Source organism: Pseudoclavibacter sp. AY1H1, assembly GCF_002931055.1.
Classification (GTDB): Bacteria; Actinomycetota; Actinomycetes; order Actinomycetales; family Microbacteriaceae; genus Pseudoclavibacter.
Genome location: NZ_PSXX01000003.1, coordinates 14,002 through 35,919, shown reverse-complemented (window position 1 = coordinate 35,919; position 21,918 = coordinate 14,002). Strand labels below are relative to the sequence as shown.

The following is a 21,918-nucleotide window of genomic DNA, read 5'->3' as shown; positions in this document are numbered from 1 at the left end:
GGAAGGCCCCTCATGCCGACACACCTCAGCCGTCTGCAGCGCGATCGCGCGCCCCGGCCGACTCGCGACGAGCTCTACGCGGCGGGCAAGGCGCTCCGCAAGACGCAGCCGCACGTCGAGCACGCCATCTTCGTCCCTGGCGAGCGCGACCCCCGGGCGATCCTCGCCGAGCAGAACGAGGCGAGACTGCCAGAGCTCGTGGCGCTGCGCATGGGGCGCATGCTCGACAGTCCGTTCACGTTCTATCGCGGCACCGCCGCGATCATGGCGCACGACCTGTCCCAGGGGGCGAGCACCGGCATCCAGGTGGTGGCGTGCGGCGATGCGCACCTCAGCAACTTCGGGCTGTTCGCCTCGCCGCAGCGCACGCTCGTGTTCGACCTCAATGACTTCGATGAAGCCGCGTCTGCGCCGTGGGAGTGGGATCTGAAGCGGCTCGTGGCGAGCGTGGTCGTCGGCGCTCGAGACCTCGGACTCACCGAGGAGCAGACGAGGAAGGCGGCGAGGAAGGCCGCGGCCGCCTACCGGGAGGGGATGCGCGAGATGGTGGGCCACTCGGCCCTCGACCGCTACTACCTGCGGCTCGACACCGACGTGGCGCATCCCTCGTTCAGGACGGAGGCACAGGACGTGCTCGCGAAGGCGACGAAGAGTGCCAGGAAGCGCACGTCGCAGAAGTTCGTCGACAAGCTCACGGAGCGGGCGGCCGACGGCACCAGGCTCATCGTCGAGAACCCGCCCGTGATGACGCACGTGTCGCCAGAGGCCGAGGCGCGCGTCGAGGAGCTCTTCGAGCGGTACCGTGCGACGGTCGGCACCGACGTGGCGTTCCTGCTCGGCAACTTCACGCTCACGGACGTCGCGCGGCGTGCTGTCGGGGTCGGCAGCGTGGGCACCCGGTGCTTCATCCTGATCCTGACTGGGCCAGGCGGGGAGGCGCTCGTGCTGCAGGTGAAGGAGGCGCCGCCGTCGGTGCTCGAGGCCTACGGCCACGTCGACCCGAGGAGGCTCCTCCAGGCGCGATCTCGCCGCGAGTACGACGAACTCGGAGAGGGGTACCGGGTGGTGAGCTGCCAGCGCATCCTGCAGGCCGTCTCCGATCCGTTCCTCGGCTACCTGCGCTTCGAGGATGAGGACGGCGTCCCAAGGGACTTCTATGTGCGGCAGTTCAGGGATATGAAGGGCTCGGTCGACCTCGACCAGCTCACGCCGTCGGAGTTCTCGAAGTACGGGGAGGCGTGCGGCACGCTCCTCGCACGCGCCCACGCGCAGAGCCCCATCGCGCCGATGATCGCCGGGTACCTCGGCAAGAGCGGCTCGTTCGACGGCGCGATGGCCGAGTGGGCGATCGGCTACGCCGAGCAGTCCGCGCTCGACTACGCCGAGCTGCTCGCGGCGAGAGACCGCGGAGAGTTCGAGGCGGTCTCCGACCGCTGAGGTCTTGTGTGCGGCATCGCCTCGCTTACCCGGCCGCCCGGGAGCCTAGGAGGCGCGGCGCTGCTGTGCGTCGGTGACCGCATCCGCCGACCCGAAGGCGCTCGGCGGCTCCGGCGCGAGCCAGCCGTGCTCGCGCAGCGCGGCCACGGCGGCCTCGCGCGCCGAGTACGGCACGATGCGGCCGTCGACCTCGACGTCGGCCCGGTGCCCGTGCCCGCCGACGAAGATCAGGTCTCCGGGCTCGGCCAGTGCGACGGCGTGGTCGATGCCGGTCGCCGAGTCGGCGATCTCGTAGAGCTCCCGCTCGGGGAACTCGGCGCGGATCGTCTCGACGAGGGTGCGGCGGATGCCGTCGGGGTCTTCCGTTCGCGGGTTGTAGTCGGTGACGATGACGACGTCCGACTCCTCGCTCGCGGCGCGCGCCATCTCCGGGCGCTTTCCCTTGTCTCGGTCGCCGTCGGCACCGAAGATCATGAAGAGCCGGCCGGGGGTGAACGGGCGGAGGGCGTGCAGCACCGCGCGGAAGGACGCTGCCGTGTGTCCGTAGTCGACGTAGACGCGCAGCTCCGACTCGCCGGAGACGAGGTCGAGGCGACCCGGGACGACAGGGTGGAGCCCGTCCGTGGCGTTCAGCGCCTCCCGAATCTGCTCAAGCGACGCGAGTCCGGTGCCGATGATGGAGACGATCGCGAGCGCGAGGTCGAGCGCAGTGAAGGCGCCAGGGAGGCCGATGCTGGAGGTGAGCTCCTCGCCGTTCGGGCCCCGCAGGGTGAAGTCGGTGCGTTCGAGGCCCTCGGCGTCGATGTGCAGCACCCAGTCGGCGTCGGCTGCGCCCTCCGCGGTGTCGCGTGCGACCGTCACGACGGGGATCAGCGACTCGGCTGCCGCGCGGCGCCCCCACTCGTCCTCGATCGCGATGACGCCGCGCTTCGCGTGCCTCGGCGTGAAGAGCACCAGCTTCGACGCGAAGTAGTTCTCCAGCGTGCCGTAGACATCGAGGTGGTCCTGCGAGAGGTTCGTGAAGATGGCGCTCTCGAAGGGCAGGCCGTCGACCCGCCCACCGTCGAGGCCGTGGGAGGAGACCTCGATCGCGGCCGCCTGCACGTCGTCCTCGGTCATGCGAGCGACGAGGCCGTGCAGGTAGTCGGACTCGGGCGTCGTGAGCCGACCGGAGAGGCGGGTCTCGAGCCGCGCGTCGCCCACGATGCGCTCGACGGTTCCCGAGAGCCCGGCCTTGATGCCGAGCGAGAGGAAGAGCGCGTGCAGCAGGTAGCTCGTGGTCGTCTTGCCGTTCGTGCCGGTCACCGCGAAGAGCTGGGGCGAGGCGATCCCGGTGCCGAAGACAGTCGAGGCGGCGACGCTCATGACCTCGCGCGGGTTCTCGACGACGATGGCGGGCAGGTCGAACTCGGCGGCCTTTGCTGCGCCGGCCTCGTCGGAGAGCACGGCGACCGCGCCGGCCCGGACGACCGCTGGCAGGAAGTCTGCGCCGTGCATCCGTGCCCCGGGGATCGCGACGTAGAGGTCACCCGGGCGGATGCGCCGGGAATCGCTCGAGACCCCGGTCACCGTGACGGCGTCGCTCGCGGGGGACACGATCCCGCCGGTCGCAGCCGCGATCGTGGCGAGGGGAACAGCGTGTGGGCTGTTGGGGCGTGCGAGATCTGACTGCAATGGTGTTCCTCTCGGAGGGCGCTGGGGCGCCGCGGGTGGCCTTCACTGCAACGCCTCGGCCGACGCCGGTGCGAGGGACCTCAGTCACGCCAGCGTGCAGATAACAAGAAGATAACGACGACGCATATGCGGGCCACATGACGAACGTGTGAGTCGTCTATGCGCGGCGCATGAGTCGACGAAAAAGACCCCCTCGAGAGGGGGTCTTGCCTGGCTCGAAGCTGCAGGAGGATGCTGGTCGGGGTGACAGGATTCGAACCTGCGACTTCCCGCTCCCAAAGCGGGCGCTCTACCAAGCTGAGCTACACCCCGGTGCCGATCGCGCGGCGAACCGGAGGTAATGTTACCGGACTCCCGGGGCTACGCAGACCACATCCACGGCCGCGACTCGCTGATGGACGGTGGAGTTCACGGACCTCGCCGAGATGGGGTAGCATTCTCTTCGTCCCGATTCGGGGCTGTAGCTTAGTGGTAAAGCCTCTGTCTTCCAAACAGATGATGCGAGTTCGATTCTCGTCAGCCCCTCCAGAGAAAAGCCCGGTCAAGCCAGAGATGGCTCGGCCGGGCTTCGTGCTTCCACGCCCCTCGGCTACCGCAGCAGCTCCCTGATGTCCTCAGCCGAGAGTTCGGTGCTGAACAGCTCGTCGTCGTCGATGACGGCGTTGAAGAGCTTCGACTTGCGATCTTTGAGCGCCATGACCTTCTCCTCGATCGTGCCCTCCGCGATCATCCGGTAGACCATGACGCGACGCTCCTGCCCGATGCGGTGCGTGCGGTCGATGGCCTGCTCCTCGCTCGCCGGGTTCCACCACGGGTCGAGCAGGAACACGTAATCGGCCTCCGTCAGGTTGAGGCCGAACCCGCCCGCCTTGAGGCTGATGAGGAACACGGGGGCCGTGCCCTCCTTGAAGGAGGCGATGACCTCTGCCCGCTTCGTCGTCGCGCCGTCCAGGTACACGTAGGGGATTCCCTCCGCGTCGAGGCGCTTGGCGACGAGTTTGAGGTACGAGGTGAACTGGCTGAAGACCAGCGCCCGGTGCCCCTCGGCGGCGACGTCCGTGAGGTGCTCCAGCAGCGCGTCCAGCTTGCTCGAGGGCACTGTACCCGGCGGCATGCCGTCGAGGCTCGCCTGGATGAGCGCGGGGTCGAGCGCAAGGAGGCGGAGCAGCGTGAGCGAGCGGAACACGATGAATCGGTTCTTGTCGAGGTCCTCGAGCAGCCCGAAGAGCTTCTGGCGTTCGCGTTGGAGGTAGAGGTCGTAGAGCTCGCGGTGCTCCTCGCTGAGCTCGATGAAGAGCGTCTGCTCCTGCTTCTCCGGCAGCTCGGGGGCGACACGCTCCTTCGTGCGTCGGAGCAGGAAGGGGCGGATGCGCGCTCGCAGTCTCGCGAGGCGCTTGGCTCGCACCTCGGCGCTCGCGGGCTCGCTCAGCCCGGCACCGACGCCATCGCTCACGCCGTGCCGCTTGCCTTCGATCGTGCGCACGTACTCTTCCCCGAACCGCCTCGCCGAGGGGAACAGGCCAGGGGCGGTGATCGCGAGGAGCGCGTGCAGCTCGGTCAGCGAGTTCTCGAGGGGCGTGCCCGTGATGGCGAGCCTGAACGGCACCTCGAGATTCCTCGCGCATTCGCTCACGAGCGAGCTCGCGTTCTTCACGAACTGGGCCTCGTCGAGGACGAGCCCCGACCATCCGGTGTCTTCGGCGACGCCGCGGTAGGCCTCGAAGTCGAGTCGGAAGAGAGCGTAGCTCGTGACGACGATGCTCGCCCCGTCGGCGACGTCCGCGACGCGGCGCCCTGAGCTGGCCTGGGTCGCGTCGATGATCCGGGTCGTGAGCTCGGGGGTGAACCTGGCGGCCTCCGACACCCAGTTCGACACGACCGATGTCGGTGCGACCACCAGCAGCGGCGCCGGCTCGCGCCCATCGGCAGCCTGCTCGCGTGCGTGCTGCACCAGGGCGAGGGTCTGTACGGTCTTCCCGAGGCCCATGTCGTCGGCGAGGATGCCGCCGAGCTTGTTCCGCCAGAGGAACGCGAGCCAGTTGAGGCCCTCCTGCTGGTACGGGCGCAGTGACGCGTGCAGCCCCCGGGGAGGTTCGATGGGCGAGGGGGTGTCCTCCCGCAGCTCGCGAAGCAGCTCGCGCCATTCGACGGCTGGCTCGGCTTCGTCGGCGAGGTCCTCGAAGTCGGACCAGAGGCTGGCGTGCCTTCGGCTGATCTGCAGTCGGTTCGGCTCCCACTCGTTCAGGCCCTGCGCTTCGCTGATGAGCTCGCGCAGCGGCTCGAACGCCGGGTGCTTGAGGGAGAGGTAGCTGCCGTCGATGAGCAGCAGTCTGGGCTTCCCGAGCGCGAGGGCCTTGAAGAGCTTCGTGAAGGGGATCACCTTGCCGTCGACGGTGACGGTGACCCCGAGGTCGAACCAGTCGTGCCGCTCGGTGGGCACGGTCGTGACGGTCAGGTTCGGGGCCCCGCGGAGCTCCCGGTAGGCGGGTGGCGTGCCGACGGTCTCGACGCGGATGCCCGAGAGCCGTTCCAGCAGCGGCAGGGTCTCGGCCGCGAAGCGCGCCGCCTCGATCTGCGAGAGGGTGACCCGAGCGGGCAGGGCTCCGGGGGAGTCGACGTCCTCCGGCATCCAGTCGCGCGGGAGCATGCCCTCCTCGAGCACGCTCGAGAGTGCGGGCGGTGCGGCGAGGGACCGAGGATTGGCCCATCGCCAGCGCAGCTCGATGCTGTGCCGGGGGCCGAACGTCGTGGTGAGGATGAGCTCGGGAGGTGTCGGCTCAGGGATGCGGACCGACGAGTCTGCGCTGCCCAGCCGCAGGTGCGCCGCGAGCTCTGGCAGGTGCGAGCGCTCGAATTCGTCGGCGTCGTCGCTCGGTACCGTGAACTCGGTCCTGCGGGCGCGTCCGGGATCGAGGAGGGCCAGCTGCTGGTGGGAGAGCCTCGTGTCGCTCTTGGCGAGGCGGATGCGGTCGGGCTCGTCGGCGTCGAAGGCGTAGAAGCCGTGGTCGCCGACCGGTCGGGCCGTCTCGAAGTCGGCGGGCGCATCCCCGATGGTGAGGAGTGGCGCCACGGTCAATCCGCCCGGGGTCCGTTTGGCGTCGAGTGTGAGGCTCGAGCCGGCTTCGAGCGTGATGCTGGCGCGCTTGCCCGTGCCGACGAAGGCGATGTCCAGGCTGATGGCCTCCTGGAGCATCGTCCACATCACGGGGCTCTGCGCCTCGTCGAGGAAGAGCCATTCGCTGTCCTGGCCCGGTTCTGGCGGGCGCGCGGCTCGGTGCACCGCGAAGAACTGCGCGAACCACGCCTGGTGCCGCGGGTCGAGGTCTCGACGCCCGCGCAGGTGCTGCAGCTTCGCCCAGGTGAGATCTCCTTTCACCCACTTGCCGCGAACCCCCTGCATCACGGGTCGTGCCCCGAGCCGGAGCTCGTCGAGCGCCGTGGCCGCGCCGTCGTCGCCCGTGAACGCGCGGCGGGACGTGGGGCCGTTCCAGCGGTACATGGTGCGCGGGATGAGTTCACGAACTTCGAACTGCAGGGCAAGCGGCACGACTCGCTCGGAGGCGTTGCCCTCCACCGGGGCGGCAGGCTGCTCGAGGAGTCGCCCGAGTGCGCTGCGCCAGGACGCCTGCGTGGGACTCTCGCTCGGATTGCTCACCGGTGCAGTCTACGAACCACCACCCCCACCGGTCTTGCTTCGGCGCTTCGTGCGGCGTAACGTACAACCAAATGGTTACACAACAGCTCGGCCAGGACGACGTCAGCCGCATCTTCCAGGCCCTGGCGGATACGACGAGGCGCGACATCCTCACGCGCGTGCTCCGCGAGGAGCAGTCCGTGACCACCCTCGCCGAGGCCTACGCCATGAGCTTCGCGGCCGTGCAGAAGCACGTCGCCGTGCTCACGAAGGCAGGCCTCACGGCGAAACGGCGGCGGGGAAGGGAGCAGCTGGTCCATGCCGACCGGGCGACGATCGCCCAGACGACGCGGCTCCTCGAGTCCTACGAGCGGCTCTGGCGCGACCGAGCATCCCGCATCGACGCGCTCCTCGCCGACGACGACGAGAGCGCACCACCATCTCCGCGCGCCGACGCTGGCGAGCGGTGAACGAAGGAGAGAGCATCATGCCTGTCATCTCAACGCAGAAGGATCCGGATCAGCGCACGCTGACCGTCGTCACCGAGCACGCCGCGACGCCGGAGCGCGTCTGGCGGCTGTGGGAGGACCCCCGCCAGCTCGAGCGTTGGTGGGGTCCTCCGACCTGGCCGTCCACGGTCGACTCGTTCGAGTTCTCGCCTGGTGGCAGGGTCCTGTCGCACATGACGGGACCGGACGGCACGACGGCGGGGGAGTGGTGGGAGTTCGTCAGCATCGAACCGCACCACACGCTGTCGTTCGACAACGGGTTCGCGCACGACGACGGCTCACGCAACCTCGAGCTGCCCGTCATGCGCTGCACCGTCACGATCGAGGCTGCCGGCGACCTCACTCGCATGACCACCGTCTCCGTCTTCGCGTCTCCGGCCGACTTCGACAGCGTCATCGAGATGGGCATGGCGGAGGGCATGACGGAGGCCATGGGCCAGATCGACGCCGTCCTCGCCGGCTGAGACGTCCTGCTCAGCACAGCGCCGCGTGGGTGTCGGATCGGTCTCTGCCTACTTGTTGACCTTGCCGACGAGGTGCTCGCCGGCGGCGACGCGTTCCGCGTCGTCACTGCCGGGGATGACGTTGCCGCGCAGCGAGCGCCCGGCGGTCTCCTTGAAGGTCAGCACCGAGATGAGACCGATGAGTCCGGCACCCGCGAGGTAGAACCCCGGGATGAGGACGTTGCCGGTCTGATCGATGAGCCATGTGTTGGCCGAGGCCGCGGTTCCGCCGAAGATCGCCGTCGAGATGTTGTAGCCGATCGCGAAGCCCGAGTAGCGCACCGCGGTCGGGAACAGTGCGGGCAGCGTCGACGAGATGGTCGAGATGATCATGACGAGGAACAGGCCGAGGATGCCGAGGCCCGCGATCTGCGCGATGAGCGATCCGGTCTGGATGAGCATGACCGCCGGCACGGAGAAGACGGTGAAGCCGATGCTCGCGGCGATGAGCTGCGGCTTTCGGCCGATGCGGTCTGACAGCGCGCCGAACGGCACGATCACGGCCATCATGAGCAGCTGGATGACCACGAGCGAGAACGTCGATTCGGCGGTGCTCTGGTCGAGGGTCGTCGACAGGTACGTCGGCATGTAGGTCAGCACGAGGTAGAAGGCGACGTTGATGAGGATCACGAAGCCGAAGAGCTTCAGCACCTGCATCGGGTAGTTCTTCAGCAGCGACACGAGGGCGCCGATGGCGGTCTGCTTCTCGCCGGGCTCCTGGGCGTCGTCGACGAACGTCTCCGACTCGCTCAGGTGGCGGCGCATCCACAGGGCCACGAGGCCGAGGGGGAGCGTGAGCAGGAACGGCAGGCGCCACCAGCCCTCGAGCATCCCGTCGTCGCCGACGATGAAGGCGAGCGTGGTGCACAGGATGGCGGCGGCGCTTGCACCGGCGAGGGTGCCGAACTCGAGGAACGAGCCGAAGAAGCCGCGCTTGTCATCCGGTGCGTGCTCCGACATGAAGATCGCCGCACCGGCGTACTCGCCGCCGGCGGAGAAGCCCTGCAGCATGCGGAGCAGGATGAGCAGGATGGGCGCTGCGAAGCCGATCGAGTCGAACGACGGGAGGAGGCCGATCGCCGCCGTCGAGAGGCTGATCATGATGATCGTGAAGACGAGCACCTTCTGGCGGCCGATGCGGTCGCCGAGCGGGCCGAGCACGATGCCGCCGAGGGGGCGCACGAGGAACGAGACGGCGAAGGTCGCGAAGGTCAGGATGAGGGCGAGCGCGCCACCCTGGTCGTCGCTGAACGTGAAGAACAGCTGCGACACGTAGATTGCGAGGTAGCCGTAGATGCCGTAGTCGAACCACTCGATGGCGTTGCCGATCGCGGAACCGGCGACCGATCTCCGTGCCGTCTTGCGTTGGATTGGTGTGAGGTCGATCTCGCGGGTCAGGGGTGCAAGGGTGGCACCGGGGCCACCTCTGCTGGACTGATCAGAGGACATGGGGGTGCTCCTTGCTGAATTTTCCACACGGGTGATGTCTAAGCACAGCGCGCGGACCTGGGTGTTACCGGGACGCCTCCGCGAGACGTAGCGCTATCAACGCGTATGCGCGCGCGGCGACGAGCAGCTCGTCGGTGCGGACCCGCTCCTCAGGCTGGTGCGCCTGCGACTTCACGTCACCCGGCCCGAGGATGACGACGGGGATCTCGTGGTGACGGGCGATGAAGCCGCCCTCGCAGGCCGCGCTCCACCCGCCGATGCTCGAGGAGCCGCCGGCGTCGGCGACAGCCTGCACCGCCGCGGCCGGCACCACGGAGTCGGGTGGTGTCAGGAACCCCGGCATGGCCATGTCGAGGTGGCCCGCGACGGTGATGCGCTCGGAGTTGAGCATCCCGCTCCCTGCGATGGCTGCGCGGATGCGCGTGAGCACGTCCTCGAGGATGCGTTCCGGTTCCTCGTCGGGGAGCACGCGTCGGTCGACGTAGAGCGTGCACTCCTCGGCGACGATCGACGTGCCGTGCCCACCGGCGATCATGCCGACGTTCCAGCTGCCGGTGCCGATGAGGCCGGGGACGGCGGCGCTCTGCTGCGCGATGCGCCTGGCGTCGTCCTCGATGGCCTGCACCGCGATGGCGGCCGCGGCGATGGCACTGGCCCCGTCGGCCGGGTTGCCGGCGTGCGCCGCCGCGCCGCGCAGCGTGATGATGAAGTTCGTGGCGCCTCGGCAGGCGACGACGGTGTCGAGGCCTGTGGGCTCGGCGACGATGCACGCCGAATATGGCGCGATCTCCTCGTCGTCGTTCACGGCGAGGGTGGTCGGAGCGTCGGCGATGTAGCGGAGGGCGCCGGTCGCCGTGTCCTCCTCATCGACCGTGCAGAGAAGCGCGAGGCGGACCTCGGGTCGCTCGGCGTGCACCGCCGACATCGCCGCGACGACGGCCGCCAGGCCGCCCTTCATGTCGACGGCGCCGCGGCCGATGAGCATGCCATCGATGAGACGCGGCTCGAAGGGGTCGCCGAGCCAGCCCACGCCCGCTGGGACGACATCGCTGTGCCCGAGGAAGAGGAGCGCTGGTCCGTCGCCACTTCCCAGCTCGGCGAGCAGATTGTGCCGCCCCGGGGCGACCTCGGTGAGCGTGACCTGAGCGCCCGCCCGCTCGCACAGCGACGTGAGGACCTCGACGGTCGCCGCTTCCGTCTCGCCAGGGTTCTCGCCGCGTGCCCTGATCAGCTCCGCCGTGTCGGCGACGATGCTCTCCAGGTCGAGCCGGGAGAGCGCCGACGCCTCCGTCTGGCTCACGCCGCTCATGCATCGCCCTTGACGATGAGCTCGCGGGGAGCGCGGGTGAGCACCTCGACGCCCGTCTCGGTGATGCGGATCGACTCGGAGACCTCGAAGCCGAAGCCTGTCATCCACATGCCTGCGATGAGGTGGAACGTCATGTTGGGCTTGAGCACGGTCTCCTCGCCGGAGCGGATGCTCACCGTGTGCTCGCCCCAGTCGGGCGGGTAGCCGATGCCGATCGAGTAGCCGAGTCGGGATGCCTTGCTGAGCCCCTGCTTCGCGAGCTGGGCGTCCCAGGCCGCGACGGCGGCATCAGGGGTCTGGCCGGGGCGGAGCAGCTCGAGGGCCGCCTCGAACCCGTCGAGGGTCGTCGCCGCGACCCGCTGCAGCTCTGCGCTCGGGGTGCCGAGGCTCACGGTTCGCGCGAGCGGAGCGTGATAGCGGCGGTGCGCGCCAGCCAGCTCGAGCGAGACCGCCTCCCCGGCGACGATCTCGGCGCTCGACCACGTGAGGTGCGGCGTATCCGCCCCTTCCCCGGCCAGCATCATCGGCACGATCGACGGGTAGTCGCCCTCAGACGCCCCGACGCCCGCGGCCTGCGCCGCCTGGATCTCCGCGGCGACGTCGCTCTGTCGTCTGCCGCCGCGCAGCGCGTTGATGCCGACCGCCATCGCGTTGGAGCTCACGGCGGCCGCGGTCCGCATGAGCGAGATCTCCGCCTCCGACTTCACGAGACGCACCCAGTTGACCAGCTCCCCGCTGTCGACGAGGTCCCACTCGGGGAGGCGGCGCTGCAACGTCAGGAACGAGCGGACCGAGAAGAAGTGCGCCTCCGACTCGTAGCCGACCCGCATCCGCCGATCTGCCTGGCCCCGCTCCCGCAGCTCGGTCGCCGCCCAGTCCATGGGGTGCACCTCCGCCCGGTGCACGAGGCTCTCGGGGTAGCCGGCGACCTGCTCGCTCGGCAGCCAGGTTGTGTGGTGCGCGCCATGCGCATCCATCGCCCGCATGACGAGGAGGAGCTCACCCTCGGCCGGCACGTAGAGGAACTGCGGCATGTAGAACGACCAGGCGTTGTAGCCGGTCAGGTAGTAGAGGTTCGCCGGGTCGGTGACGAGCAGCGCGTCGAGGCCGGCGTCGCTCATGCGGACCCGAGTGTTCGCGAGCCTGACGTCGAACTCCTCGCGGCTGAAGTCTGCTGGCTGCGACATCTCGCTCCCTCTCTTGCGGCGGTCCCGAGAATCTACTCGCTCGCGGAGCCGGTCGAGTGCATGTAGTTCAATGGATGCGCGATCACTGCCCCGTCCGTCGCCCCGAGGAGCTCACGTGCCAGACAACTCGACACCAGAAGATCCTGAGAAGGACGGCGAGGTCGACTACTCGCAGCGCGACTACCAGGCCCCATCCGGCTACCGCGCCCCCGACTTCGTCTCGAAGTGGGCGGCGCAGGACAGCAGGGGCGACGAGCAGCGGCTGGAGGACGAGCGACGCGAGGCGGAGCGCGACGCCGAGGAGGCGGCCGAGGATCCCTACGCCGCTGCGCAGGAGCACACGCAGACCTTCGACACCCCGCCTGGGCTGCCCGACCCGCCGCGCACGCTCGAAGAGCTCGATGAGGCCATCAAACGCGATGCCGCCTCCCAGACGCCGGGATTTGTCGTGCAGGGCGGCGCGTCTGGCGAGGAGCTCACGCAGTCGGCCGACGGGCAGCTGGACCGGCAGGAGCTGCTGCAGCGTGTCGCCACCGACAGCAGCGCGCTCCTCGGGAACCGAGCTCGCGACGTGCAGCGGGCGGCGTCGGCTGGCGGGTCGGGGAGTATCGCCAAGCGTCTCGGAGACCTCGCATCCGCACCACCGAGCCAGATCCCAGGAGCCCCGGCCGCGGCATCCGCCTCGACGGCCGGAGGCGGGGCGACGGGCACCGCGAAGAAGAAGGGCGGGGGCGCCTGGTTCGGGCTCATCGCCGCGATCCTGGCCCTCACGTTCGCGATCTCGGGGATCTCGTTCATCGCCTGGGCGCTCATCGTGTTCGCGCTCATCTCGAGCGTCAGCCTCCTCCGCGCGGGTGGCGGGCGTCGGGCCGTCGGCGTCATCACCCTCCTCCTGACCGTCATCGCGCTCGTGATCCAGCTGATCGGGTCGACCGGCGGTTCGATCCGTGGCGCCGTGACCGAGCTGTCCGGCGGCACCGGCACCCTCGACCTCAACGGGACGGCAAGCGTCTCCGGCACCGGCAACGCGAGGTTCGACGTCGTCCTGCCGGACGGCGCCGACGACATCGGCCTGCTGCAGGTCGAGTTCGAGGGCGAGCAGCTGCGCATCTACGACGTCGACGCGGAGGGCGAGCAGATGGGCAGCTCCTCGATCAGCGCCTACTCCGACTACTCGGGCCTCGCCGTCATCAACGAATGGATGGACGACGAGTTCCGGGCCATCGACATCGAAGCGGAGGGGGAGTGGACCGTGACGCTCGTCTCCGTCGACACGCTCCCCTCGTTCGACGCCGAGTACTCGGGGACAGGCCAGGAAGTGCTCCTGTACGACGGCACCGGGGGTGACGCGACCTTCACGTTCGAGCCCGACCAGAGCGTCACGATCGACACGTTCGGCGCGGACGGCTGGTACGAGAACATCAGCGAGGTGACGTCGCTCACGCGGCCGTTCGAGGCCGGCCCGACGATCATCCGCATCGAGCCGTACGAGGAGGAGACCACCTGGAGCATCAGCTTCGACGGTGCAGCGCCGTCGCCGACGCCGACTCCCTGACTCGCGGCGCTCAGTCCTGCCGGCGATACCGCAGCTCGGGGCGCCCGCGCTTGCCGTAGACCGGCTCGACCTGGGCGAGTCCCCGCGCGCAGAGGTGGTCGAGGTAGCGACGAGCCGTGACCCGGGAGAGGCCGCAGCGCTCGGCGACCTCGAGCGCCGACTGCCACTCGGGGTGCAGCTGCGACGCGACGAGCTTGATGGTCGGCTCCGACAGCCCCTTCGGGAGCGGGCGGCTGCGGCCAGGCGGCTGCGCCTGCGCACCCTGCCGGTCGCCGCCAGTTGCCTGCGCGCCCGCCCGGCGAGCGAGCATCCCGTCGATGTCCTGCTGCCGCAGCGGCAGGGTCTGGGCCGGCGAGGACGCCAGGGGCGGAGCGAAGGTGCGGGTGTCGCGGTAGTTGGCGAGGCGCGCCTCGAAGTTCGCCTTCGAGAAGGGCTTCACGAGGTAGTCGGAGATGCTCGCCGTCGCCAGCTGAGCGACCGAGAGCCGGTCGTTGGCCGAGGAGATGATGATGGCGTCGAAGGAGTCCCCGAGGAGGTGGCGCAGGCGACGCAGTACCTCGACGCCGCTGAAGTCGGGCAGGTGCACATCGAGCAGCACGAGGTCGATGTCCGTGCTCGCGGCGACCTCGAGGGCTTCCTCTCCGGTTCCCGCGACCGCTACGACCTCGAAGCCGTCGACGCCCGCGAGCATCCGCTCGTGCAGGCGCCTGACGGCGGTCTCGTCGTCGACGATGAGGGTGCGGATCGTGGTCACTGGTCCATCCTCCCAGTGCTCGCCGCTTCCGAATCCGCGTCAGCCCGCGTGCTCGAGTTCGGAAGCGTCGCGACGAAGCGGGCCCCGCCGAGCTCGCTGTCCGAGATGACGAGCGCACCGCCGTGCGCCTCGGCGAGGCGGCGCACGAGCCCGAGGCCGACGCCGCGAGGGATCTCGAGGCCGTCCCTCGTCTCGGTGGTCTTCGTCGAGAAGCCAGCCTCCGTGATTCGGTCGCGCAGCCCTGGAGCGATGCCCGGCCCGCTGTCGTCGACCTGGATCCGGAGCCCGCCACCCTCCTCTTCGACGGCGACACGGACGACTCCCTGCTCGCCCTGCGCCTCGACGGCGTCGACGGCGTTGCGGACGAGGTTGCTGAGCACCGTGGCGGCATCGTCGCCGAAGGTGTGCCCCGTTCCCGCGCGGTCCTCGATCTCGACGTCGGCCTGCAGGTTCCCGCCGTGCTCGCAGAGGCGCGCGCTCGCGGCGGCCAGGATGGCGCGGACACGCACCGGGGCGTCCGCGAGCGTCTCCTCGAGATCGGGCGCCGCGGCGAGCGAATCGACGGGCGTGAGCGTGCGGATGTAGTCGAGCGCCTCCTCGCGCTCGTCGACCTCGATGAGGCCGAACAGCACATGCAGGCGGTTGGAGAACTCGTGCGTCTGCTCGCGCAGCGCGGACGCCAGACGGCGCTGCGTCTCGAACTCCTGCGCCGCGACGGTGAGCTGGTCGAACCGGCGGCCGAGGAGGAGGGAGACTCCCGCGGCGCAGGCGAGACCGAACAGGCCCGCGCCGACAACCCAGGGGACGACCTGCCAGATGCGTTCCTCGAGCTGCGCCGAGATGGAGGATTCGAGGATGCCGACCGAGGCGGTGCCGACGACGACGCCATCGCGCCAGACCGGCACCTTCGCGCGCAGGGTGGGGCCGACCGTGCCGACCTCGGTGCCGACGAAGGTCTCCCCGCCCAGCGCGATGCTGGGGTCGGTGGAGACGAGCTCACCCCGCCGCTCCGGCACGGGGTGCGTGATGCGGATGCCCGCATCGTCGGTGATGACCACGTAGTCGACGCCTGCCGACTCGGAGACGAGGTCCGCCAGCGGCTGCAGCGTCGCACCGGCATCCGGGGACCCGACCGCCTCGACGACGGCGGGCAGCTCGGCGAGGCTCATGGCGACGTCGAGCGCGCGCTCCCCGGTCTCCTCGCGGATCGAGGTGTGCTGCACCTGGAGGGCGACGAGCAGGGTCGTGAGCATGCAGATCGCCACGATGGAGAACTGCACGGCGACGAGCGTGATCACGCGCGGGCCGCGCAGCGCCGTCAGGCCGCCGATCCGCGTTCTGCCCATCCCCGCACCCCCTCGTGTCCCGGCTCTCCGCGACGGTCCCGCGTGTCCACAAAGACCACAAAGGCCAGAACCCGCCGACGGTCACCGCCGGTGCAATCGTAGACAGAAGCGCAGACCAGCGCGGCGACAGAGTCGTTGCCAACGGAAGGAATACTCCATTGAGTAGAACAAGACTCCCGAACAAGCTGCTCACCTCTCTCTTCGCGATCGTCACGGTTGCCGTCCTCGGCTTCGCGGTCGTGGATGCGAGCAGCGCGGGTGCCGGAGCCTCGGCCAGGAGCAAGCTCACGATCATGGCACCGGCCGCCCCGGGCGGCGGCTGGGATGCCTTCGCACGCGAGGCGCAGCAGGCGATGCGGGCGAACGGCATCGTCAACAACGCCCAGGTCGTGAACGTGCCAGGCGCTGGTGGAACGATCGGCCTCAGCCAGCTCCTGCAGATGCAGGGCCGAGACGACCTGCTCATGGTGACGGGCGGCGTCATGGTCGGCGCGACGGTCCTCTCGAACACCGGGGAGTCCCTCGCGGACACCGTGCCCATCGCGCGCCTCGCCGACGACTACAACGCGCTCGTCGTGCCGGCCTCGTCGCCGTACACCACCCTCGAGGAGTTCGTCGAGGGCATGAAGGCGGACCCGGGCAAGCACTCGATCGCCGGCGGCTCGCTCGGCGGCATCGACCACCTGCTCAGCGGAATGCTGGGCAAGTCCATCGGCGTCGACCCCAAGGACGTCAACTACGTCGCCTACTCGGGCGGCGGCGAGGTGCTCTCCTCGCTCCTCTCCAGCACCACCGCGGCGGGCCTGTCCGGCTACAACGAGTTCAGGGACCAGATCGAAGCGGGCACCCTCAAGGCGCTCGCCATCTCGGCCCCGGAGCCCGTCGACGGCATCGACATCCCCACCTTCAAGCAGGAGGGCGTCGACGTCGCGATGGTCAACTGGCGCGGAGTGGTCGCCCCTCCCGGCATCGACGACGCGACGCGCGACGAGCTCATCGACATCGTGACCGAGCTCGAGAACAGCCCCGAATGGGCGGAAGCGCTCGACCGGAACAACTGGACGGACAGCTTCCAGCCCGGCACCGATTTCGAGGACTTCCTCGTCGGTGAGACAGATCAGGTCACCGCACTCGTGAAGGAGCTCGGACTATGAGCACGCTGCAGAATCGACGCGAGGCGCAGAGCCCGCGTGAGACGGACGGGCCCGGAACGGGCAGCATCTCCACTCAGGGCCGCTCGTGGTGGCACGGTCGCAGCGAGCTCGGCGTCGCCGCGTTCGTCTTCGTCCTGGCCTGCGTCTTCGCCATCGGCACGGCCACCATGGATGTGCCGGAGACGGCAGGAGTCCCCGGCCCGCAGTTCTTCCCGACCATCGTCGTCATCCTCCTGTTCATCGTCTCCATCGCGCTCGCGATCACGGTCATCCGCAAGCCGGCCCGTGACGACGAGGACGAGGCCGGGCAGATGCTGGAGATGTCGCCAGAGCTGCTCGAGGACATCGGGCAGATCGACACGACGTCCGAGATCCGAGTGGTCACGGCCGCGGCGGGCGAGGAGCGCAAGAAGCGCACGGGCACCGACTGGAAGACGCTCGGCATCGTCTTCGCCGCCCTCGCGGGAACAGCGCTGCTGCTCGAACCGCTCGGCTGGATCATCACCGCCGCCGTGCTGTTCTGGGTCGTCGCGTACGCCCTCGGCAGCAAGCGCCACCTCTTCGACATCGGAGTCGCGTTCCTCTTCTCGTCACTTGTGCAGCTGTCGTTCTCGGCGGGCCTCGGCCTCACGCTGCCGTCCGGAATCCTGAGCGGAGTCCTCCCATGGATCAGCTGACCCACCTCCTCGAGGGCTTCACGGTCGCCCTCACCCCCATCAACCTGCTGTGGCTGCTCATCGGCGCCGTGCTCGGCACCGCCGTCGGCGTCCTGCCCGGCCTCGGCTCCGCGATGGCCGTCGCCCTCCTCCTGCCCGTCACGTTCAGCCTCGACCCGACCGGCGCGTTCATCATGTTCGCGAGCATCTACTTCGGTGGGCTCTTCGGCGACTCGACGTCCGGCATCCTCCTCAACACCCCTGGCAACTCCTCGGCCATCGCCACGACGTTCGAGGGGCACAGGATGGCGAAGGACGGCCGGGCTGCCAAGGCGCTCGGCACGTCGGCGATCGGCGCGTTCATCGGCGGCACCATCGCGACGGCGCTCGTCGTGTTCTTCTCGCCGTTCCTCGTCCAGCTCGCCACCCAGTTCGGCCCCGCCGAGTACTTCGCGCTCGCGGCGTTCGCGTTCGTCGCGATCTCCTCGGTCGTCGCGGACTCCGTGATCCGCGGCCTCATCGCGCTCGGCATCGGCCTCGCGATCGCCCTGGTCGGCGTCGACGGCCCGTCTGGTGCGGCCCGCTTCACGATGGATCTGCCGCAGTTCTTCGACGGCATCTCGATCATCGTCGTGACCGTCGGACTGCTCGCGATCGGCGAGGTCCTGCACGTCGCCAGCCGCATCCACCGCGAGGGCGGGCTCACGAAGATCCCCGCGTCCGGTTCGCCGTACCTCAACCTGCGCGAGTTCAAGCAGGCGCTGCCCGCGTGGCTGCGCGGCACGGCCTACGGTGTGCCGTTCGGTGCGATCCCCGTCGGCGGGTCCGAGGTTCCGACGTTCCTCGCCTACGGCACGGAGAAGCGGCTCGCGAAGCGCCGCAACGACCCCGACTTCGGCACGCGCGGCTCCATCCAGGGTGTCGCGGCGCCGGAAGCCGCCGGCAACGCGACGGCGGGCACCGCGATGGGCGCGCTCCTCGCACTCGGGCTCCCGACCTCGGCCACGGCGGCCATGATGCTCGCCGCATTCCAGCAGTACGGGATGCAGCCGGGACCGCTGCTCTTCGAGCGCAGCGGCGACCTCGTCTGGCCCCTGCTCGCGAGCCTCTTCGTGGGCCTCCTCATCCTGCTCATCATCAACCTGCCGTTCGCGGCGGTGTGGGCGAAGCTGCTGCTCATCCCGCGCCACTACCTGTACGCGGGGATCACGGGCTTCGCGATGCTGGGCGTGTACGCGATCGCCTCCTCGGCCGTCGACCTGTGGCTCGCGATCGCCATCGGCGTCTTCGGGTTCGTGATGCGCCGGTACGCGATCCCGCTCGCACCCGTGCTCATCGCGGCCATCCTGGGACCCCTCGCGGAGACCGAGCTGCGGCGAGCGCTCGCCGTCAGCGAGGGCGACCTCGGCATCCTGGTCGACTCGCCCATCACGATCGCCATCTACGTGCTCATGGTCGGGGCGATCGTCATCAGCGCCGTCCAGCACCTGCGCACCCGCACCCGCGAGAAGCTCATCCTGAAGGCGAAGACGGAAGCCGTCGCCGTGCAGGCCGCAGAGCGCGAGGACGCGAAGTAGGCGCGCTTCCTCGGAAGACACGCCGCGACGGGCGGGTGGATGCGCGAAAGCGCCCCACCCGCCCGTCGCGCTGCCCCCGTCCCGCGTTTGCCAGCCTGCTTCTTGCTGACTTCTCGCGCGCGGACGAGGGCGCGCATTGTGCCTGCCCGCCCACGACGATCCTGATTGCCGGTAGAGTGCTGTCGTTTGTGGGTGCCGTAGGCTGTCCGCAGCCGCATCAGTGCGGCGATACGCCCATCTGGGTGGTGCGCGGCGTGCAGTCGCACCCCGCTCCACGCGCGAATCCGCGCAGTCACCCCACGTATCTCAGGAGATGCCCCACGTGAAGACCTCGGTCGAACAGATCAACCCGACCCGCGTCAAGCTGACGATCAACGTAGAACCGGCTGAACTCAAGCCATACGTCGACTCGGCCTACCGCACCATCGCAGAGCAGATCCAGGTCCCCGGCTTCCGCCGCGGCAAGGTTCCGACGCCGATCATCGACCAGCGCGTCGGTCGCGCCGCGGTCCTCGACCAGGCGATCTCCGACGGACTCGACGTCTTCTTCAACCAGGCCGTCTCGGAGTCGGACGTGCAGCCGCTCGGACGCCCGAAGGCCGACGTCATCGAGACGCCGAACGTCGCCGACTTCTCCGGCGACCTCGTCGTCGAGGTCGAGGTCGACTCGCGTCCGTCCATCGAGCTCCCGTCGTACGACGGCATCAAGGTCGAGGTCGAGGCTGCAGTCGTCGACGCGGCTGACGTCGATGAGGAGCTCGAAGAGCTCCGCAAGCGCTTCGGCACGCTCGTCACGGCAGACCGCCCGATCGAGGACGGCGACTTCGTGACGCTCGACCTCATCGCCACGGTCGACGGCGACAAGGTCGACGAAGCCGAGGGAATCTCCTACGAGCTCGGCTCCGGCCAGCTCCTCGAGGGCACCGACGAGGCGCTCCTCACGCTCACCGCAGGCGAGGAGACCACCTTCCGCTCGACGCTGCTCGGCGGCGAGCACGAGGGCAAGGAAGCGGAGATCACCGTCACGGTGCAGTCCGTCAAGGACCGCGAGCTGCCCGAGATCGACGACGAGTTCGCGCAGATCGCGAGCGAGTTCGACACCATCGACGAGCTCCGCGCAGACCTCGAGACGCAGGCCAAGAGCAAGAAGACGTTCGCTCAGGTCGACGCGGCCCGCGAGAAGATCGTCGAGCAGCTCCTCGAGCTCGTCGAGATCCCGCTCCCCGAGACGCTCATCAACGACGAGGTCACGCGCCACCTCGAGCAGGAGGGCCTCCAGCCCGACGACGAGCACGGCGTCGAGGTCCGCGCAAACGCCGAGAAGTCGTTCCGCCAGCAGGTGCTCCTCGACGAGGTCATCAAGGCTGAGGGCGTCGAGGTCGAGCAGGACGAGCTCACGCAGTTCCTCATCCAGTCGGCAGCCCAGTACGGCATGGCTCCGCAGGAGTTCATCGGCGTGCTGCAGGAGAACAACCAGCTCCCCGGCATGATCGGCGAGGTCGCACGCTCGAAGGCGATCCTCTTCGTCCTCGACAAGGCCGAAGTCGTCGACACCAACGGCGAAGCCGTCGACATCTCCGAGTTCACGGTCGCCGTGCAGCGCGCCAAGGACAAGGCAGCAGCAGCGGAGGCCGAGGAATCGGCTGACGCCGTCGAGTCCGACGAGGTCGCCACCGACGAAGCGAAGGACGACGAGGCCAAGTAGCCTCCCGCCCACTTCGCGAAGCGCCGCCGGCATCACGCTGGCGGCGCTTCGTGCATCCCCTGCCCTTTGCCAGGCACCGTGTGCCGTGGGCGAACAGGCCAGCGCTGGCCTCGTGGCTCCACTAGATTCGGTGACGACCGTTAGGGAAATGGAGCGACCGTGGCTGATATTCAACTGCCGAACAGCGTCTTCGACAGGCTTTTGAAAGACCGCATCATCTGGCTCGGGTCCGAGGTGCGCGACGAGAACGCGAACGAGATCTGCGCCAAGATCCTGCTGCTTGCTGCAGAGGATCCTGAGCGAGACATCTACCTCTACATCAACTCGCCGGGTGGATCGATCACCGCCGGTATGGCGATCTTCGACACGATGGAGTTCGTGCCGAACGACATCGTGACCGTGGGAATCGGCATGGCGGCCTCGATGGGCCAGCTCCTGCTGACCGCAGGTGCGCCGGGCAAGCGCTACATCACGCCGAACGCGCGAGTGCTGCTGCACCAGCCGCACGGCGGATTCGGCGGCACGGCGAGCGACATCCAGACCCAGGCACAGCTGATCCTCGACATGAAGGCTCGCCTCGCGTCGATCACGGCGCAGCGCACGGGCAAGAGCCTCGAGCAGATCAACGAGGACGGCGACCGCGACCGCTGGTTCAACGCCGACGAGGCGCTGGCCTACGGGTTCGTCGACCACATCCGTTCCTCGGCAACCGAGGTCACGGGCGGCGGCGGCACCAAGCGCGACGCCGAGTCCACGTCCGAGTCGGCAGAGTAAGGAAAGCCAGAGCATATGAACACCCCATTTCTGACCGGCGGCTCGCCGGCAGGCGTCCAGACCCCGTCGTCGCGGTACATCCTGCCGACGTTCGAGGAGCGCACGGCCTACGGCTACAAGCGCCAGGACCCGTACGCGAAGCTCTTCGAGGACCGCATCATCTTCCTCGGCGTGCAGGTCGATGACGCGTCGGCGGACGACATCATGGCCCAGCTCCTCGTGCTCGAGAGCCAGGACCCGGACCGCGACATCACGCTGTACATCAACTCGCCCGGTGGCTCGTTCACGGCCATGACGGCGATCTACGACACCATGCAGTACATCCGCCCCGAGGTCTCCACCGTGTGCCTCGGCCAGGCGGCGTCGGCGGCTGCCGTGCTGCTCGCGGCCGGACAGCCAGGCAAGCGCCTGGCTCTGCCGAACGCTCGCGTGCTCATCCACCAGCCCTCCACCGGCGGTGCCGGCCAGGGGCAGGCATCGGACATCGAGATCCAGGCGCAGGAAGTGCTGCGGATGCGCACGTGGCTCGAAGAGGCGCTGGCGCGTCACTCCGGCACGTCGCTCGACAAGGTCAACCGCGACATCGAGCGCGACAAGATCCTGTCGGCCGCCGAGGCGCTCGAGTACGGCCTCATCGACCAGGTGCTCACGAGCCGCAAGGGCGCCGAGCCGGTCATCATCGACTAGTTCGATCC

Annotated in this window: 16 protein-coding genes, 2 tRNA genes and 1 pseudogene; 11 read left to right on the top strand and 8 right to left on the bottom strand. The window is 69.0% G+C overall.

Features of this window, described 5'->3' with window-relative positions; genetic code table 11:
• Nucleotides 1–12 precede the first annotated feature (12 nt).
• Complete coding sequence (locus C5E05_RS06930; RefSeq protein ID WP_104306291.1) at nucleotides 13–1,437, top strand: DUF2252 domain-containing protein; 1,425 nt, start codon at nucleotides 13–15, stop codon at nucleotides 1,435–1,437.
• A gap of 45 nt (nucleotides 1,438–1,482) precedes the next feature.
• Here C5E05_RS06930 and C5E05_RS06925 read toward each other — a convergent pair whose 3' ends face one another.
• Together C5E05_RS06925 and C5E05_RS06920 are read right to left on the bottom strand one after the other, a co-directional pair.
• Nucleotides 1,483–3,111 (bottom strand): Mur ligase family protein, encoded by a 1,629-nt coding sequence (locus C5E05_RS06925; RefSeq protein WP_104341492.1) that lies wholly within the window; start codon nucleotides 3,109–3,111, stop codon nucleotides 1,483–1,485.
• Nucleotides 3,112–3,346: 235 nt separating this feature from the next.
• Nucleotides 3,347–3,423, bottom strand: a tRNA-Pro gene (locus C5E05_RS06920).
• Nucleotides 3,424–3,565: 142 nt separating this feature from the next.
• Here C5E05_RS06920 and C5E05_RS06915 point away from each other — a divergent pair.
• Nucleotides 3,566–3,639 (top strand) — tRNA-Gly (locus C5E05_RS06915).
• Nucleotides 3,640–3,700: 61 nt separating this feature from the next.
• Here C5E05_RS06915 and C5E05_RS06910 read toward each other — a convergent pair.
• The gene (locus tag C5E05_RS06910; protein WP_146081059.1) at nucleotides 3,701–6,766 is read right to left on the bottom strand and encodes a DEAD/DEAH box helicase; all 3,066 of its coding nucleotides are present in this window, start codon (nucleotides 6,764–6,766) and stop codon (nucleotides 3,701–3,703) included.
• Between the two features lie 71 nt (nucleotides 6,767–6,837).
• Here C5E05_RS06910 and C5E05_RS06905 point away from each other — a divergent pair, with 71 nt between their 5' ends.
• Together C5E05_RS06905 and C5E05_RS06900 are read left to right on the top strand one after the other, a co-directional pair.
• The gene (locus tag C5E05_RS06905; protein WP_104306294.1) at nucleotides 6,838–7,215 is read left to right on the top strand and encodes a helix-turn-helix transcriptional regulator; all 378 of its coding nucleotides are present in this window, start codon (nucleotides 6,838–6,840) and stop codon (nucleotides 7,213–7,215) included.
• A 17-nt stretch (nucleotides 7,216–7,232) separates the two neighbouring features.
• Entirely contained in the window at nucleotides 7,233–7,718 is a 486-nt protein-coding gene (locus C5E05_RS06900; RefSeq protein ID WP_104298988.1) for an SRPBCC domain-containing protein, read from the top strand.
• Between the two features lie 48 nt (nucleotides 7,719–7,766).
• Here the strand turns inward: C5E05_RS06900 and C5E05_RS06895 are convergent, their stop codons facing one another.
• The 3 genes from C5E05_RS06895 to C5E05_RS06885 all read right to left on the bottom strand — a co-directional run bounded on the left by C5E05_RS06895 (nucleotide 7,767) and on the right by C5E05_RS06885 (nucleotide 11,702).
• Nucleotides 7,767–9,206 carry an MFS transporter gene (locus C5E05_RS06895; RefSeq protein ID WP_104306295.1) on the bottom strand — a complete coding sequence of 480 codons (1,440 nt, stop codon included), beginning with the start codon at nucleotides 9,204–9,206 and terminating at the stop codon, nucleotides 7,767–7,769.
• A gap of 64 nt (nucleotides 9,207–9,270) precedes the next feature.
• Nucleotides 9,271–10,515 carry a M20 family metallopeptidase gene (locus C5E05_RS06890; RefSeq protein WP_104341490.1) on the bottom strand — a complete coding sequence of 415 codons (1,245 nt, stop codon included), beginning with the start codon at nucleotides 10,513–10,515 and terminating at the stop codon, nucleotides 9,271–9,273.
• Complete coding sequence (locus C5E05_RS06885; protein WP_104240763.1) at nucleotides 10,512–11,702, bottom strand: M24 family metallopeptidase; 1,191 nt, start codon at nucleotides 11,700–11,702, stop codon at nucleotides 10,512–10,514. The genes C5E05_RS06890 and C5E05_RS06885 overlap by 4 nt, the downstream gene beginning before the upstream one ends.
• A gap of 115 nt (nucleotides 11,703–11,817) precedes the next feature.
• Here C5E05_RS06885 and C5E05_RS06880 point away from each other — a divergent pair, with 115 nt between their 5' ends.
• Nucleotides 11,818–13,257 (top strand): hypothetical protein, encoded by a 1,440-nt coding sequence (locus C5E05_RS06880; RefSeq protein WP_104341489.1) that lies wholly within the window; start codon nucleotides 11,818–11,820, stop codon nucleotides 13,255–13,257.
• A gap of 10 nt (nucleotides 13,258–13,267) precedes the next feature.
• Here C5E05_RS06880 and C5E05_RS06875 read toward each other — a convergent pair whose 3' ends face one another.
• Together C5E05_RS06875 and C5E05_RS06870 are read right to left on the bottom strand one after the other, a co-directional pair.
• A complete protein-coding gene (locus C5E05_RS06875) occupies nucleotides 13,268–14,011 on the bottom strand; it encodes a response regulator (RefSeq protein ID WP_104306298.1) in 744 nt (247 codons plus the stop codon).
• Nucleotides 14,008–15,357 carry an ATP-binding protein gene (locus C5E05_RS06870; protein WP_104341488.1) on the bottom strand — a complete coding sequence of 450 codons (1,350 nt, stop codon included), beginning with the start codon at nucleotides 15,355–15,357 and terminating at the stop codon, nucleotides 14,008–14,010. The genes C5E05_RS06875 and C5E05_RS06870 overlap by 4 nt, the downstream gene beginning before the upstream one ends.
• Before the next feature lie 158 nt (nucleotides 15,358–15,515).
• Here C5E05_RS06870 and C5E05_RS06865 point away from each other — a divergent pair, with 158 nt between their 5' ends.
• The 6 genes and pseudogenes from C5E05_RS06865 (at nucleotide 15,516) to C5E05_RS06840 (ending at nucleotide 21,910) form a co-directional block, all read left to right on the top strand.
• Nucleotides 15,516–16,511, top strand: a complete 996-nt coding sequence (locus tag C5E05_RS06865) for a tripartite tricarboxylate transporter substrate binding protein (RefSeq protein ID WP_181059437.1) — start codon at nucleotides 15,516–15,518, stop codon at nucleotides 16,509–16,511.
• Nucleotides 16,508–17,188 (top strand): tripartite tricarboxylate transporter TctB family protein, encoded by a 681-nt coding sequence (locus tag C5E05_RS06860; protein ID WP_104341487.1) that lies wholly within the window; start codon nucleotides 16,508–16,510, stop codon nucleotides 17,186–17,188. Before C5E05_RS06865 ends, C5E05_RS06860 begins: the two co-directional genes overlap by 4 nt.
• Nucleotides 17,176–18,744: a tripartite tricarboxylate transporter permease gene (locus C5E05_RS06855; RefSeq protein WP_104240768.1), complete on the top strand. Its 1,569-nt coding sequence runs from the start codon at nucleotides 17,176–17,178 to the stop codon at nucleotides 18,742–18,744. The genes C5E05_RS06860 and C5E05_RS06855 overlap by 13 nt, the downstream gene beginning before the upstream one ends.
• Nucleotides 18,745–19,066: 322 nt before the next feature.
• Nucleotides 19,067–20,475, top strand: a pseudogene (gene tig / locus C5E05_RS06850) (trigger factor); the annotation flags it as partial.
• A 133-nt stretch (nucleotides 20,476–20,608) separates the two neighbouring features.
• Complete coding sequence (locus C5E05_RS06845; protein ID WP_104240770.1) at nucleotides 20,609–21,223, top strand: ATP-dependent Clp protease proteolytic subunit; 615 nt, start codon at nucleotides 20,609–20,611, stop codon at nucleotides 21,221–21,223.
• Between the two features lie 15 nt (nucleotides 21,224–21,238).
• On the top strand, nucleotides 21,239–21,910 hold the full coding sequence (locus tag C5E05_RS06840; protein ID WP_104240771.1) for an ATP-dependent Clp protease proteolytic subunit: 672 nt from the start codon (nucleotides 21,239–21,241) through the stop codon (nucleotides 21,908–21,910).
• Nucleotides 21,911–21,918 lie beyond the last annotated feature (8 nt).

What these genes read in the sequence shown, in the direction of transcription:
- C5E05_RS06840 (WP_104240771.1), top strand. Translation starts at nt 21,239, where the DNA reads ATGAACACCCCATTTCTGACCGGCGGCTCGCCGGCAGGCGTCCAGACC.
- C5E05_RS06855 (WP_104240768.1), top strand. Translation starts at nt 17,176, where the DNA reads ATGGATCAGCTGACCCACCTCCTCGAGGGCTTCACGGTCGCCCTCACC.
- C5E05_RS06895 (WP_104306295.1), bottom strand. Translation starts at nt 9,206, where the DNA reads ATGTCCTCTGATCAGTCCAGCAGAGGTGGCCCCGGTGCCACCCTTGCA.
- C5E05_RS06890 (WP_104341490.1), bottom strand. Translation starts at nt 10,515, where the DNA reads ATGAGCGGCGTGAGCCAGACGGAGGCGTCGGCGCTCTCCCGGCTCGAC.
- C5E05_RS06860 (WP_104341487.1), top strand. Translation starts at nt 16,508, where the DNA reads ATGAGCACGCTGCAGAATCGACGCGAGGCGCAGAGCCCGCGTGAGACG.
- C5E05_RS06870 (WP_104341488.1), bottom strand. Translation starts at nt 15,357, where the DNA reads ATGGGCAGAACGCGGATCGGCGGCCTGACGGCGCTGCGCGGCCCGCGC.
- C5E05_RS06930 (WP_104306291.1), top strand. Translation starts at nt 13, where the DNA reads ATGCCGACACACCTCAGCCGTCTGCAGCGCGATCGCGCGCCCCGGCCG.
- C5E05_RS06905 (WP_104306294.1), top strand. Translation starts at nt 6,838, where the DNA reads ATGGTTACACAACAGCTCGGCCAGGACGACGTCAGCCGCATCTTCCAG.
- C5E05_RS06885 (WP_104240763.1), bottom strand. Translation starts at nt 11,702, where the DNA reads ATGTCGCAGCCAGCAGACTTCAGCCGCGAGGAGTTCGACGTCAGGCTC.
- C5E05_RS06900 (WP_104298988.1), top strand. Translation starts at nt 7,233, where the DNA reads ATGCCTGTCATCTCAACGCAGAAGGATCCGGATCAGCGCACGCTGACC.